At 60.1% G+C, this 13,848-nt stretch carries 11 protein-coding genes; 7 read left to right on the forward strand and 4 right to left on the reverse strand.

Features of this window, described 5'->3' with window-relative positions:
- The first annotated feature begins 83 nt into the window (after nt 1-83).
- The gene (locus ASC85_RS17150; RefSeq protein WP_057450608.1) at nt 84-1,208 is read left to right on the forward strand and encodes an IS4 family transposase; all 1,125 of its coding nucleotides are present in this window, start codon (nt 84-86) and stop codon (nt 1,206-1,208) included.
- Nucleotides 1,209-1,567: 359 nt separating this feature from the next.
- On the opposite strand, the gene ASC85_RS17155 is transcribed toward ASC85_RS17150, so the two are convergent.
- Both ASC85_RS17155 and ASC85_RS17160 read right to left on the reverse strand, forming a co-directional pair.
- Entirely contained in the window at nt 1,568-2,332 is a 765-nt protein-coding gene (locus ASC85_RS17155) for a substrate-binding periplasmic protein (protein ID WP_057450843.1), read from the reverse strand.
- Nucleotides 2,333-2,575: 243 nt separating this feature from the next.
- A complete protein-coding gene (locus tag ASC85_RS17160) occupies nt 2,576-3,454 on the reverse strand; it encodes a LysR substrate-binding domain-containing protein (RefSeq protein ID WP_057450609.1) in 879 nt (292 codons plus the stop codon).
- 101 nt (nt 3,455-3,555) lie between these two features.
- On the opposite strand from ASC85_RS17160, the gene ASC85_RS17165 reads away from it, so the two are divergent.
- On the forward strand, nt 3,556-3,981 hold the full coding sequence (locus ASC85_RS17165) for a VOC family protein (protein ID WP_057450610.1): 426 nt from the start codon (nt 3,556-3,558) through the stop codon (nt 3,979-3,981).
- 101 nt (nt 3,982-4,082) lie between these two features.
- Entirely contained in the window at nt 4,083-4,703 is a 621-nt protein-coding gene (locus ASC85_RS17170; RefSeq protein WP_003202289.1) for a TetR/AcrR family transcriptional regulator, read from the forward strand.
- Between the two features lie 166 nt (nt 4,704-4,869).
- Here the strand turns inward: ASC85_RS17170 and ASC85_RS17175 are convergent, their stop codons facing one another.
- On the reverse strand, nt 4,870-5,655 hold the full coding sequence (locus ASC85_RS17175) for an SDR family NAD(P)-dependent oxidoreductase (protein WP_057450611.1): 786 nt from the start codon (nt 5,653-5,655) through the stop codon (nt 4,870-4,872).
- A gap of 63 nt (nt 5,656-5,718) precedes the next feature.
- A complete protein-coding gene (locus ASC85_RS17180; RefSeq protein WP_057450612.1) occupies nt 5,719-7,179 on the reverse strand; it encodes an efflux transporter outer membrane subunit in 1,461 nt (486 codons plus the stop codon).
- A gap of 209 nt (nt 7,180-7,388) precedes the next feature.
- Here ASC85_RS17180 and ASC85_RS17185 point away from each other — a divergent pair, with 209 nt between their 5' ends.
- From ASC85_RS17185 to ASC85_RS33195, 4 genes are all read left to right on the forward strand, one after another.
- The gene (locus tag ASC85_RS17185; RefSeq protein ID WP_057450613.1) at nt 7,389-8,498 is read left to right on the forward strand and encodes an efflux RND transporter periplasmic adaptor subunit; all 1,110 of its coding nucleotides are present in this window, start codon (nt 7,389-7,391) and stop codon (nt 8,496-8,498) included.
- Nucleotides 8,495-11,575 (forward strand): efflux RND transporter permease subunit, encoded by a 3,081-nt coding sequence (locus ASC85_RS17190; RefSeq protein WP_057450614.1) that lies wholly within the window; start codon nt 8,495-8,497, stop codon nt 11,573-11,575. Before ASC85_RS17185 ends, ASC85_RS17190 begins: the two co-directional genes overlap by 4 nt.
- 52 nt (nt 11,576-11,627) lie before the next feature.
- Nucleotides 11,628-12,914, forward strand: coding sequence for a beta-ketoacyl-ACP synthase II (gene fabF / locus ASC85_RS17195; RefSeq protein ID WP_057450615.1), 1,287 nt, complete (start codon nt 11,628-11,630; stop codon nt 12,912-12,914).
- A 647-nt stretch (nt 12,915-13,561) separates the two neighbouring features.
- Nucleotides 13,562-13,848 (forward strand): hypothetical protein (locus ASC85_RS33195; RefSeq protein ID WP_236712373.1); only part of this gene is annotated, 287 nt, incomplete at its 3' end.

Consider the following 13,848-nt stretch of genomic DNA (forward strand, 5'->3'; position numbering starts at 1 on the left):
ACGGGGATAAATCCCATAGGCGCTAACCAAACCCCAAAAATAGTAAACTGATCGTCGATAGAAGAGCTGCAAGGAAAGCAAGCGTGACACCAGGACTAGATGAAGATTGGCCAAAACTGCTGGCGTTGTTGCCTGTGGGATGGGAAGCCAAGGCTAAGGAGCTGGGGGCGTTGAAGTTCGGGCGCCGTTTTACCCCGGAGACGTTATTACGCACCCTATTGCTGTACCTGAGCGGCGACTGTTCGATGCGCGAAACGGCGGCGCGAGCCGACGTAGAACTGTCGGATGTTGGCTTGCTCAAACGAGTCGATAAATCGGGGAATTGGCTGGGCTGGATCACTGAACAATTGATCGAACAAACACCGCTCCCGGCAATGACGTGCCCGGCCCTGCAGGGACGGCGATTATTGGCGGCTGATGGCAGTGTCGTCACCGAGCCAGGCGCTATAGCGGCCACATGGCGCTTGCACTACACGATGGACATTCGCACGCTCAGTTGCTGTGAAGTGCAAATAACACCGTCCAAAACCGGCGAATCGTTGACTCAGTTCTCTGTGCAGCAAGGCGATGTTTTGATCGCTGACCGCGGTTTTGCCAACCGACGGAGCGTCAATCATGTACTTGATGCTGGTGGCGACGTTTTGGTTCGAATGAACCTGAGCAGCCTGCCGCTGAAGAACGAGGACGGGACGTTTTTTGAGCAACTGCCAAGACTGCGCACCCTGCAAATAGGGCAAGCGGGCGAATGGCCGGCGCTCATGCAAGGCTCTAACGGGGCTGTTGCGGTGCGTGTATGTGCTTACCGAAAAACCGATGAGCAACGCGAGGAAAGCGAGCTCAAGTTGCAGGACACTGCCAAAAGAAAGCAAAAGGAGCAGCAACTTCAATCGAAGACAGTCGAAGCAGCCGGTTACGTCGTAGTGGTCACTACATTGAATAGTCTGACGGCAGAAGAGCTCCTGGCGCTCTATCGGCACCGTTGGCAGGTGGAATTGGCGTTCAAGCGGATGAAATCTTTATTGGGAATATCGCGCTTGAGAAAGAAAAATCCCGAAGGCGCCAAAGCCTGGCTGCAAGGGAAATTATTGGTGGCTTGCCTGATCGAGCGATTGATCGCAGAAGGCGAGCATTTTTCCCCTGAGTCAAGGGAAGAACCTGCTAGAGAAAGAACGGAAGCAGGTGCATCAGCGGCGTTCTCGCTGGCGTGAAATGGCGTTTGTCCATTGGCTGCTTTGTAGCGTGATCGGCCCTTGCTTGTCGCTATTCGATTGCCTTGAGCAATGGGATTACTTTAGTAATGCCTTACGCGAATCCCCGCGAAACACGCGGGGATACCAGAGAGACGGACTATGGAGCGAGGAGTTTGGTTAGCGCCTATGGGATNGATTACTTTAGTAATGCCTTACGCGAATCCCCGCGAAACACGCGGGGATACCAGAGAGACGGACTATGGAGCGAGGAGTTTGGTTAGCGCCTATGGGATTTATCCCCGTTGGGCTGCGCAGCAGACCCCAAAAGATTCAGGGTTGCTTCGCAACCCAACGGGGATAAATCCCCTCGCCACGGCCTATTGCGGCAAATAGATGTCATGGACTCGCTTGACTGTCCCATCCGCGCGAAGCGCTTCAACCGCTTCGCGCAAGTCCTCGACCATTTTTGGCGAACATTGCTTCGAGCAGGCCAGGTAAAGGTCAGCGCTGCTGCCGACCTTACTCATGAGCAGTTTGCGCTTGGACACCTTCGGCCAGATGTACAGACTCTCCGGCACGCCGTTGAACCAGGCATCGATACGCCCCATCAACAGCATCTGGGCGGGGTTGTCGCCGATGGCCAGCGGATAGATCTGTTCATCGCTGAACCCTTCGGTGCGCAGGATATCTTCCTGTGCACTGCCCAGGCCGACGCCGATCTTGCGGTAGGTTTCCTTCGCTTGGGCGAAGTTGCTCACCCGTCGCTCAAGGCTGAAAAAAGCACGCTCCATAGGCATGATCGAAGCGATCCAGGTGAAGCGATCCTCGCGGGTGGGGATGCGCGACAGTGGCGCGATCAAGTGGTCATGTTCCTCACTGACGTGTTTCTGTGCCCTGGCCCAGGGGAGTAGATGGATTTTTACGGCGTACCCGGCCTTGGTCATGGCCGCCACGGCGACATCGCCAACGATTCCGTGGCCCCTGGGGTCGTTGACGAATGTCAGCGGCGGCGCGTCGAGGATATGCAGTTCTATCTCCAAGGGTTCACCGCGTGCGTTGTTGACAACCAACAGCGGTAACAACAGACAAAGCCTGGGTAGCGCTCTGGTGGGGGCATTCAAGACGCGTTTGCTCGGGCTCATGATCAATACTTCAGGCATTGGAAAGTGGTGCGCCATTCAAAGGGGGCGCGGAAACAGCGTCTTGCAGGCCGACGTTTTTATGTCATGCAGCGCACCCGAAGCGGGTTTGCCACAGTCGTCTTATCAGGACACGCCAGTCTGTTGCCTTGGCCTGACTGCGTGTACTTGAAGGTATAGATCATCCGCTCGACAAAAACCTTGAGCCAGCGCACGGGTTTTTGTTTCGGTGCAAAGAGGTGTGACTCATACGGGGTTGGCTCGGGCCTGCTCGGCAATCAATTGCACCAGTATCCCCGCGGGTTCGGTGAGGCTTTGTCGAGGTCGATGGACGAGCCCGACGTCACGGTGGAAGGTGTGCTCCGCCAGGTCGAGGGCGCGCACACCCTCTGGCCATTTGCGGTGGGTCGCGGTTTGCGGCACCAGGGCCACACCGACGCCGTTTCCAACCAGCTTGATGATGGCCTCCAGTTCATCCAGCTCGCTGACTTCGTGCAGGGCGAAATGCATCTTGCGCAGGAAACGGTCCACCTGCCGGCCACCGAACGACGCCCGGTCATAACGAATGAAGGGTTGGCTGCCAAGCAATTCAGCCCAGTCGTCTCCGGGGAGCGCGCTTGGAACGATCAGTCGATACGGCTCCAGCGCCAGCGTCATCCAGCGCAGGTCGCTTTGCAGCGAGAAAGGCGGGCGGATGATGGCGGCCATGTCGATTTCGCCGGCATCCACCAGGTTGATCAACTCCATCGACACGCCAGGAAGGACCCGCGTGCGGCACTGCGGACATTGCTGGTGAAACCTGGCGAGCGCGTCTGGCAGGAAGGAGCGCTGTACCGAAGCGATAGCGCCAATGTTCACCAAGACGCTGGGGGCAAGCCCGGCAGGACTCGCGCCAAGATTGTCGTAAAGGCGCAACAACTCTTGGGCTTGCAAGAGTATTTGATGACCCATCCGATTGAGATGAGCCGAGCGTCCCTTGCGGTCGAAAATCTCGAAACCAAGCTCGGCCTCCAGGCGCTGGATCTGTGCGCTGACCGCTGCCTGGGTGAGGCCGATTTTATTGCCTGCGGCAGCGAAAGTACCTTCCCGTGCTACGGCGATAAGGGTCTTGAGTTCTTTGATCATTCACAAATATTAATTGTGTTACTGAGCGAAATATATTGTTTTTCTTGTTTTGAGCCCGGCCTTACGATGGCCCGGTCCTTACAAAAGCCACAGGAGCCATGATGAGCCTTTCTCCCTTCCACCTCGCAATCCCTGTTTATGACCTGCCAGGCGCTCGGGCCTTTTATGGCGAAGTGTTTGGGTTGCAAGAGGGCCGCTCCAGCGCCCACTGGGTCGACTTCAACTTCTACGGCCATCAGTTGGTGATCCATCAACAGCCGAAGACCGCTTCCCAAGAGAGCGCCCACAGCAATCCGGTCGATGGGCACGACGTGCCGGTGCCTCACTTCGGCATCATTCTGGGTTGGCAGGAGTGGGAAGCGCTGGCCGAGCGGCTGAAATCCTTTGGCACCGAGTTTGTGATCGAACCTTACATACGTTTCAAAGGACAGGTTGGAGAGCAGGCGACGATGTTTCTGTTCGATCCTTGCGGTAATGCGCTGGAATTCAAGGCGTTCAAGGATATGAGCCAGATTTTCGCTAAATAGAAGGAAGGGGCGCGCCGACAGCTTGATGGTGGCTGGCTTGTGACGCTATTACTTAATGGTCACAAGTTGTCAACGATCTTCAGGATGCGTAAGCTGCCTCCATGAACCAGCCCTCAATACCTTCGCCCAGCACCCGCGGCCCCGCCGATCACGACATTCGAAACCAGATTGTCGCGGCGGCCAACGAGCATTTCAGTCAATACGGCTACGGCAAGACCACGGTGTCCGACCTGGCCAAGGCCATCGGGTTCTCCAAGGCCTACATCTACAAGTTCTTCGACTCCAAGCAGGCGATTGGCGAGGCCATCTGTAGCCAGTGCCTGGCAGAAATCGTCGCGGCGGTGGAGCAGGCCATCAGCGAAGACGGGCTTTCAGCGACGGAGCGTTTTCGCCGCCTGGTCAAGGCGCTGATCACCACAGGCGTAAACCTGTTTTTCAACGACCGCAAGCTCTATGACATTGCGGCGTTTTCCGCATCCGAACAATGGCCCAGTTCGCAAGTCTACAACGCACGGATCAAGAGCTTCGTGTTGCAAATCGTGCGCGAGGGGCGGGAGCTTGGTGAGTTCGAGCGCAAGACGCCATTGGACGAAACCGTAGACGCGATCCATCTGGCGTTGCGGCCTTTCGTCAATCCCTTGCTGCTGCAGTACAGCCTCGATTACGTTGAGGTTGCCCCAACGCTCACCTGCAACTTGATCTTGCGCAGCCTCATGCCTTGAGCTGTGACTGAAGATTGCACCCAGGCCATTGCAACTGACGCTTTACCCATCCGATTCACCTCCCGCTCCGGCGGCTGATGGTCGCCTGGATTTATTCGGACTGTGACCATTTACATAAATGGTCACGTCTTCGGGATGTCGTTTCCCAGGGTAAAAGCAGCCTTGCTCAGACGCCCATGATGCGTGCCATGAGGCCCTGATGAAACCAGCGCGGGGTGGCCCAGGTCAGGACGGTGATTGCCTTGTTGCCAAGCCCCGGAACGACACTCATGCGTCCGGCTTGCAGCGCTCGGATTCCTGCGCGCACCACAGGCTGGGGTTGCATCATTACGCTTTTCAAAGCCGGTGTGAGCTTTTGTCTGGCGCTCTCTGCAAACCCGGTGTCCGACATGCCCGGGCAAAGGGCTGTCACGGCGATGCCTTCGTTTTTGAGTTCGCGATGAAGGGCTTCAGAGAAGCGAAGTACGTAGGCTTTTGCGGCAGAGTAAACGGCGAAGTTCTTTACGCCCTGGAAGGACAGCAGGCTTGCGACCATAAGGATCTGTCCACGTTGGCGGATTCGCATGTCAGTTGCGAAGAGGTGGGTCAGGGCCGTCACGCTGGCAATATCCACGGCGATCATCGCCAGCGATTGGTCCATGGACTGAGTCAGGAAAGGTCCCTGCAAGCCATGGCCCGCATTGTTGATGAGCACATCGATCAGGATATTGCGCTCGCTCAGTCGTGCGTGCAGGTCGATGATCGCAGGGATCGAGGACAGGTCGACTTGTTCGACGAGCACATCAATGTGGAAACGCTCGCGCAACTGCGCCGACAGTGCCTCGAGTCTATCCAACCTGCGCGCTACCAGGACGAGCGATTTTCCCTGCGCTGCGTATTGCCGGGCAAACTCTTCGCCAAATCCGCTTGAGGCGCCTGTGATGAGCACCCAGGAGCGTTCGTTAGGTTTCATATCGTTGTTCTCTGGTTGTGAGCTGAAGGAGAGGGGGCGCAATTGTTGGGTTATCTGGTCAGCTCAGCGAATTGCCAACGGCTCGGTCTCAGGAGGTTGCCAGCCGCCACCGAGCGCCCTGAATGCTGCCACCGCCGCCCGTGCCGATTCCATGCGCGCTTGGGCCCGCACATCGGAGACTTGCAGCAGCGTCGCGTCGGCATTCAGAACATCGATCAGGCTGGCTGTGCCTTTCTGATAGGCGATGAATGACGATTGGCGAGCCTGCGTCAGCGAGGTTTCGCCCTGGGTGAGGGTGCTCGCCTGGGATTCTCGATTCACCAGCGCGGAGAAGGCGTTCTCGACGTCCTCGGTGGCGCGCAATACGGACTGACGGTAAGCCGCCAGCGCTTCGGCTTCCTGCCCCTTGGCCTGATCGATTTGCGCATTGATGCGGCCAAAGTCGAAGAGTCTCCAGCGCAGGCCCAATGCGCCGGCCGCCTGGCTGGCGTCGCCAGTGAACAGGTTGCCGCCGGAAACCGCTGTGGCACTGCCCAGCAACGCACTGAGGGAGAATTTCGGGTAGTACTCTGCGACGGCCTCGCCGACACGCGCATTGGAGGCGGCAAGACGACGCTCGGCCACGATCAGGTCTGGCCGGCGGCGCAGCAGATCGGCGGGGGTTCCCATGGCTGTTATCTGTGGCGCCAGAGGGATGCTTCGTCCGTTCGCCAGTTGCGTGCGATGGGTGCCGGGTGGCGTGCCAAGCATGACATCCAGCGCATTCATGGCGGCATCCAGGCCGGTCTGCAGCGCGGGAACCGTCGCCCGGACCTGCGAGAGGCTGCCCTCGACCTGGTGAACCTGATAGCTGGCCGCAAGGCCCTTGCTGTAGAGCAGTTGGACTTTCTCCAACAGATCCTGCTGTGTCTTGACTTGTTGATTGGCGATGTCCAGCCGTGCCTGCAGCCCGCGGGCGGTGATGTAGAGATCAGCGGTCTGCGCGGCAACGACCAGTCGTGTGGCCGCGACGCCTGCCTCGGACGCCTGGTATTGGGCCAATGCCGCTTCGCGTCCACGGCGCAGGCCGCCGAAGAGGTCGATTTCCCAGCTGGCCCCCACATTAAGTTCGTAGGCGTTTCCGTACCGGTCGTATCCGGGCGTCGAGTTCAGCACTTGGCCAAGGGGTGTTTCCACGGATTGGTATGAGCGCGCGGCCTGGCCATTAATGTTTCCAGAGGGCAATAACGCGGCATTTGCAGCCCCCAGGCCTGCCCGTGCCTGGGTGACGCGGGCCGAAGCCTGGGCCAGGTCCAGGTTCTGCTCAAGTGCCTGGGCAATCAGGTCGCTGAGCATTGGATCAGCAAAGCCTTCCCACCACGCGACGAGGCTGGCCGATGTCGCTGCGGACCTCTGCTCGACAGACGCCTGGCCCAGGTAACGATGCGCCAGCGCAGCGTCTGGACGCTGGTAGTCCGGACCGACCGTGCAACCTGTCATCAAGCTGAAGCTCACCAGCAAAGCAGCGGGGTGAAGGGGCGACATTGAGACTCCTGGAGCCATGTATGATTTGTGACCATATTATATTATGGTCACAACCTGTCAATGAGCATTCATAGGGCTCAGTCGTACGATTACCTATCATTTGGCAAGTATTGCCGTAACGAGTGTTTCTTGATGGGATGTGACGATTGACAGTAATGGTCACTAGATTGAGAATGAGGCTCCTGTCCTATCTGCCCAAAAGGGAACCTATGCTCCGGCTTCGACCTGTCACCTTTGCCGCTTGCTTGTTGCCTCTCGTCCTGACGGCGTGTGGCGACTCATCCACCGCTAAAGATCCACGCACGCTTGCGCCCTTGGTGCGGGTCTCTGAAGTCCAGGGTTCGTCTGATCTCTCACGATCTTTTACCGGCGTCGTGGCGGCTCGGGTCCAGAGCGACCTGGGCTTTCGGGTCGCGGGCAAGGTGCTTGAGCGGCTGGTCGATAGCGGACAGGTCGTCAAGCGGGGGCAGCCGTTGATGCGCCTCGACCCCATCGATCTGGGGCTGCAGGCGCGAGCCCAACAAGAGGCGGTCGCTGCCGCCCGGGCCCGGGCCAAGCAGACCGCCGATGACGAGGCACGCTATCGCGACCTGGTAGCCGCAGGCGCTATTTCCGCATCGGGCTACGATCAGATCAAAGCCGCTGCCGATACCGCCAAGGCACAACTGAGCGCCGCGCAAGCGCAGGCTGACGTCGCCCAAAACGCGTCTGGTTATGCCGTGTTGCTCGCCGATGCCGACGGCGTTGTGATGGACACGCTCGCCGAGCCTGGGCAAGTCGTCAGCCCCGGGCAAACCGTGGTTCGACTGGCGCGGGCAGGGCAGCGCGAAGCCGTTGTGCAATTGCCCGAGACTCTGCGACCTGCCGCAGGCGCTACCGCACAGGCGACGCTTTATGGCGTCACCACGGGAGCGGTCACCGCGAAGCTGAGGCTGCTGTCGGATTCGGCTGACCGCGTGACGCGGACCTTCGAGGCGCGGTATGTGTTGGAGGGGGCGCTGGCCAACGCGCCGCTGGGTTCGACCGTCACCCTTCGCATCGCCGAGGACCGCGCGCAACGGCAGGCGCTGCAAGTGCCGATCGCTGCCGTTTTTGACCCGGGCAACGGCACTGGCGTGTGGGTCATAGACGGGGAGCCGGCGAAAGTCACCTGGCGACCGGTGCAAATCCTCAGTTTGAGCGATGACGCTGCGCGAGTCGCCGGCAAGCTCAATGTGGGGGAGCGTATTGTCGGGCTCGGCGCCCATCTGCTGCGTGAAGGTGAGGAAGTGCGGCTGGCCCAACCGGGTGACGTGAAGGTTGCCGGGGGCCGTCCATGAGCCTCAACCTGTCGGCACTCGCCGTTCGCGAGCGCTCCATTACCGTGTTCCTGATCTTTCTGATTGCCGTCGCAGGCACCTTGGCGTTCTTCCAGTTGGGACGTGCCGAGGACCCACCGTTTACGGTCAAGCAGTTGACCGTCATCACGGCATGGCCGGGCGCGACCGCTCAGGAGATGCAGGATCAGGTTGCCGAGCCGCTTGAAAAGCGCCTGCAAGAACTGAAGTGGTACGACCGCACGGACACCTACACCCGACCGGGCCTGGCTTTCACCATGGTGTCGCTGGTCGATCGCACGCCGCCTTCGCAAGTGCAGGAGGAGTTCTATCAGGCGCGCAAAAAGCTCCAGGACGAAGCACTCAAGTTGCCGGCGGGCGTGATTGGGCCGATGGTCAATGATGAGTTTTCCGATGTGACGTTCGCGCTTTTCGCCCTGAAAGCCAAAGGCGAGCCACAGCGCTTGCTGGTGCGCGATGCTGAAGCGTTGCGCCAGCGCCTGTTGCACGTGGCGGGGGTGAAAAAGGTCAACATCATCGGCGAGCAGGCCGAACGCATCTTTGTGTCCTTCTCCCATGACCGGCTGGCCACTTTGGGCGTCTCGCCCCAGGATATTTTCGCCGCGCTGAACAGCCAGAACGTACTCACGCCCGCCGGTTCCATCGAAACCAACGGGCCGCAGGTCTTCCTCCGGGTAGACGGTGCCTTCGATAAATTGGCAAAAATCCGTGACACGCCCCTGGCGATTCAAGGTCGCACGCTCAAGCTCTCGGACGTCGCGACCGTTGAACGTGGTTATGAAGATCCAGCCACCTTCCTGGTGCGCAATAACGGCGAAGAAGCGCTGTTGCTGGGCGTCGTGATGCGCGAGGGCTGGAACGGCCTGGACCTGGGCAAGGCCCTGGACGCGGAGACGGCCAAGATCAATGAAGGCATGCCACTGGGCATGACATTGACCAAGGTCACCGATCAAGCCGTGAACATTGACTCGGCCGTCGGTGAATTCATGGTCAAGTTTTTTGTCGCGCTGCTGGTTGTAATGCTCGTTTGCTTTCTCAGCATGGGCTGGCGTGTAGGCGTTGTGGTCGCAGCCGCCGTACCGTTGACACTGGCGATAGTCTTTGTGGTGATGGCGGCCACCGGAAAGAACTTCGACCGGATCACCCTGGGTTCGCTGATCCTGGCGCTCGGGCTGTTGGTGGACGACGCCATAATCGCTATCGAGATGATGGTGGTGAAGATGGAGGAGGGCTACGACCGGATCAAGGCCTCCGCGTATGCCTGGAGCCATACGGCCGCGCCGATGCTGTCCGGCACGCTGGTGACGGCCATCGGATTCATGCCTAACGGCTTCGCCCAGTCGACCGCCGGCGAATACACCAGCAACATGTTCTGGATCGTCGGCATTGCCCTGATCGCTTCCTGGGTGGTGGCGGTGGCCTTCACCCCTTACCTGGGGGTGAAACTGTTGCCGGACATCAAGCAGGTCGAGGGCGGTCACGCGGCCATCTACAACACCCGCCACTACAATCGTTTCCGCCAGGTCCTGACCCGCGTCATCGCGCGCAAGTGGTGGGTGGCCGGCACCGTGATCGCGACATTTGTCGTGGCGATTCTCGGCATGGGGCTGGTCAAGAAACAGTTCTTCCCGACCTCCGACCGTCCCGAGGTGATGGTCGAGGTGCAGATGCCCTATGGCACCTCCATCGAGCAGACCAGCGCCGCCACCGCCAAGGTCGAGGCCTGGTTGCAAAAACAGGATGAGGCAAAAATCGTCACGGCCTACATCGGCCAAGGCGCGCCACGCTTCTATTTGGCGATGGCACCGGAACTGCCCGATCCTTCGTTCGCCAAGATCGTGGTATTGACCGACAGCCAGCAAGCGCGCGAGACCCTCAAGTTCCGTCTCCGTGAGGCGGTTGCCGAGGGGCTCGCCCCAGAAGCGCGGATCCGGGTGACGCAACTGGTGTTCGGTCCGTATTCGCCATTTCCGGTTGCCTACCGGGTGATGGGGCCTGATCCGTCGAAATTGCGCGAGATCGCGGGCCAGGTCCAGGATGTCATGCAGGCGAGCCCGCTGATGCGAACCGTCAATACCGACTGGGGGCCGCTGGCGCCGACGTTGCATTTCACCCTGGATCAGGATCGTTTGCAGGCGGTCGGCCTGACGTCAAATGCCGTCGCGCAGCAACTGCAGTTCCTGCTCGCGGGGGTGCCGATCACGGCGGTTCGCGAGGACATCCGTTCGGTGCAGGTGGTCGGTCGTGCTGCCGGTGACATTCGCCTCGATCCGGCCAGGATCGAAGGGTTCACCCTGGTGGGCGCGGCGGGCCAGCGCATTCCGCTGTCCCAGGTGGGTGAAGTGGATGTGCGCATGGAGGATCCGGTTCTTCGTCGTCGTGATCGCACCCCGACCATCACCGTACGTGGCGACATTGCCGAAGGCTTGCAGCCACCGGACGTCTCGAGCGCGATCATAAAGGCACTGCAACCGGTCATCGAGACGCTGCCGAGCGGCTACCGGATCGAGCAGGCGGGCGCCATCGAAGAGTCGGGCAAGGCCGGCAAGGCGATCGTGCCGCTGGTGCCGATCATGGTGGCCCTGACGCTGCTGATCATCATCGCGCAGGTGCGCTCGATCTCGGCAATGATCATGGTGTTCCTCACCGCACCGCTGGGCCTGATTGGCGTGGTGCCGACCCTGCTGATCTTCCAGCAGCCGTTCGGGATCAACGCCTTGGTCGGCCTGATAGCACTCTCGGGCATTCTGATGCGCAATACGCTGATCCTGATCGGGCAGATCCATCACAACAAACAGGAAGGGCTGGACCCGTTCCACGCAGTCATCGAAGCCACGGTTCAACGGGCCCGCCCGGTCCTGCTGACGGCGCTGGCCGCGATCCTGGCCTTCATTCCGCTGACGCATTCGGTGTTCTGGGGGACGCTGGCCTACACACTGATCGGCGGCACATTCGTGGGCACCATCATGACGCTGGTGTTCCTGCCAGCGATGTATTCCATCTGGTTCAGGATTCGTCCTGACCACTCAGCGCACGCTCAGACAGCACCGCAGGTTTAAGCCCGCGCACTTGTGCTTTTTAGTGAACATTGACTGATATGAAGAGGTTCCAATGATGACTTCCCAAGGTCAAAAACGCATCGTCGTCACCGGCGTGGGCATTGTCGGCCCGTTGGGCTGTGGCGTTGAAGAAGTCTGGCAGCGCCTGCTGGCCGGGCGCTCCGGCATTCGCATCCTGTCTGGCGATATTACCGAGGGAACTGGCGTGGCCGTGGGCGGCCAGGTGCCTTCGTTGGAGGAGGACGCCATCGCCGGTTACGACCCGGAGCGCATCATCCCGGCCAAGGATCGCAAGAAGATGGATCGCTTCATCGAGTTCGCGCTGGTGGCGGCCGAAGAAGCGTTGCAACAGGCGGGCTGGCAACCGACCGATGCCCACGACCAGGAGCGGACGGCGACCCTCATCGCCTCGGGCGTGGGTGGCTTTGGTGCGATTGCCGGTGCCGTACGCACCACCGATGAGCGTGGCCCGCGCCGATTGTCGCCGTTCACGGCACCTGCCTTTCTGGCCAACATGGCCGCCGGGCACGTTTCCATCCGGCACGGTTTCAAAGGGCCTCTGGGCGCGCCGGTAACCGCTTGTGCGGCCGGGGTTCAGGCCATTGGCGACGCGGCCAGGCTCATCCGAAGCGGCGAAGCGGATATCGCCATATGCGGCGGTACCGAAGCGGCGATAGACCGCGTGACCCTGGGTTGCTTTGCCGCCGCCCGCGCACTGTCCACCGGTTTTGCCGAGCGCCCGCAAGAGGCCTCGCGGCCCTTTGATCGTGATCGCGACGGCTTTGTCATGGCTGAGGGGGCCGGGTTGCTGGTGATCGAGTCGCTGGAGCACGCCCTCGCTCGTGGCGCCAAGCCCTTGGCGGAACTGGTGGGTTATGGCACCAGCGCCGATGCCTATCACTTGACGGCGGGCCCGGAAGACGGCAATGGCGCTCGGCGTGCGATGGAACAGGCGCTGCGCCAGGCCTCTGTCAGCCCCTCGGATGTGCAACATATCAATGCTCACGCGACATCCACCCAGGTCGGCGATAGCGGGGAACTGGCGGCCGTTCGCTCGGTGTTCGGCACGGACTCCGGTGTGGCGATTGCCTCTACCAAGTCGGCCACCGGGCATCTTCTGGGGGCGGCTGGTGGTATTGAGGCTATTTTTACGGTGTTGGCGCTTCGGGACCAGATTGTGCCGCCTACCCTGAACCTGGCTCATCCTGACGAGGCTGCTGCGGGGCTTGATCTGGTTGGTCTGAAGGCCAGGAAAATGCCGATTACCCATGCGCTTTCCAATGGGTTTGGGTTTGGTGGGGTTAATGCCAGCGTGTTGTTTCGTCGTTGGGAGGCGTGAGGGTGGCTAGTTGGGGGCGGTGTGTATATCCGTTGCTGCGGTAACGGCCGCTTATGGTTCCGCCCCGGCGGGTCACTTTCGAAAAGCCCGGAAGCCGGCCCAGTCGAAAGTAACCAAAGCGCTTTTGCCCCACCACTCGGTGCCTCGCCTAGGCTCGGCATGCNCGGGTCACTTTCGAAAAGCCCGGAAGCCGGCCCAGTCGAAAGTAACCAAAGCGCTTTTGCCCCACCACTCGGTGCCTCGCCTAGGCTCGGCATGCCTGCGTTCGGCCATCGTGGTTAACGGGGCGCCGAGATCAACGTCCACCCAGAGGCGGTCTGACAGCCGACCTGGTTCTTGGTGGAGACTGCATTCATCCTGTGGGAGCAAAGCTTGCTCGCGAAGAGGCCAGCACATCCGCCATCTTCATCGGCTATGGCACCGCCTTCGCGAGCAGGCTCGCTCCCACATTCGANCCTGTGGGAGCAAAGCTTGCTCGCGAAGAGGCCAGCACATCCGCCATCTTCATCGGCTATGGCACCGCCTTCGCGAGCAGGCTCGCTCCCACATTSGATCTTCAGCAGACACAGAATCCATGTWCACCGCAAAACCTGAGGGAGCAAAGCTTGCTCGCGAAGAGGCCAGCACATCCAGAATCGTCATCGGCTATGACACCGCCATCGCGAGCAAGCTCGCACACATTCGATCTTCAGCAGACACAGAATCCATGTACACCGGAGCTTGCTCGCGAAGAGGCCAGCACATCCAGAATCGTCATCGGCTATGACACCGCCATCGCGAGCAAGCTCGCACACATTCGATCTTCAGCAGACACAGAATCCATGTACACCGCAAAACCTGTGGGAGCAAAGCTTGCTCGCGAAGAGGCCAGCACATCCGCCATCTTCATCGGCTATGGCACCGCCTTCGCGAGCAGGCTCGCTCCCACATTCGA

This window comes from Pseudomonas sp. Root401 (assembly GCF_001425105.1).
Classification (GTDB): Bacteria; Pseudomonadota; Gammaproteobacteria; order Pseudomonadales; family Pseudomonadaceae; genus Aquipseudomonas; species Aquipseudomonas brassicacearum.

What these genes read in the sequence shown, in the direction of transcription:
- ASC85_RS17185 (WP_057450613.1), top strand. Translation starts at nt 7,389, where the DNA reads ATGCTCCGGCTTCGACCTGTCACCTTTGCCGCTTGCTTGTTGCCTCTC.
- ASC85_RS17155 (WP_057450843.1), bottom strand. Translation starts at nt 2,332, where the DNA reads ATGAGCCCGAGCAAACGCGTCTTGAATGCCCCCACCAGAGCGCTACCC.
- ASC85_RS17165 (WP_057450610.1), top strand. Translation starts at nt 3,556, where the DNA reads ATGAGCCTTTCTCCCTTCCACCTCGCAATCCCTGTTTATGACCTGCCA.
- ASC85_RS17170 (WP_003202289.1), top strand. Translation starts at nt 4,083, where the DNA reads ATGAACCAGCCCTCAATACCTTCGCCCAGCACCCGCGGCCCCGCCGAT.
- fabF (WP_057450615.1), top strand. Translation starts at nt 11,628, where the DNA reads ATGATGACTTCCCAAGGTCAAAAACGCATCGTCGTCACCGGCGTGGGC.
- ASC85_RS17190 (WP_057450614.1), top strand. Translation starts at nt 8,495, where the DNA reads ATGAGCCTCAACCTGTCGGCACTCGCCGTTCGCGAGCGCTCCATTACC.
- ASC85_RS17175 (WP_057450611.1), bottom strand. Translation starts at nt 5,655, where the DNA reads ATGAAACCTAACGAACGCTCCTGGGTGCTCATCACAGGCGCCTCAAGC.
- ASC85_RS17180 (WP_057450612.1), bottom strand. Translation starts at nt 7,179, where the DNA reads ATGTCGCCCCTTCACCCCGCTGCTTTGCTGGTGAGCTTCAGCTTGATG.
- ASC85_RS17160 (WP_057450609.1), bottom strand. Translation starts at nt 3,454, where the DNA reads ATGATCAAAGAACTCAAGACCCTTATCGCCGTAGCACGGGAAGGTACT.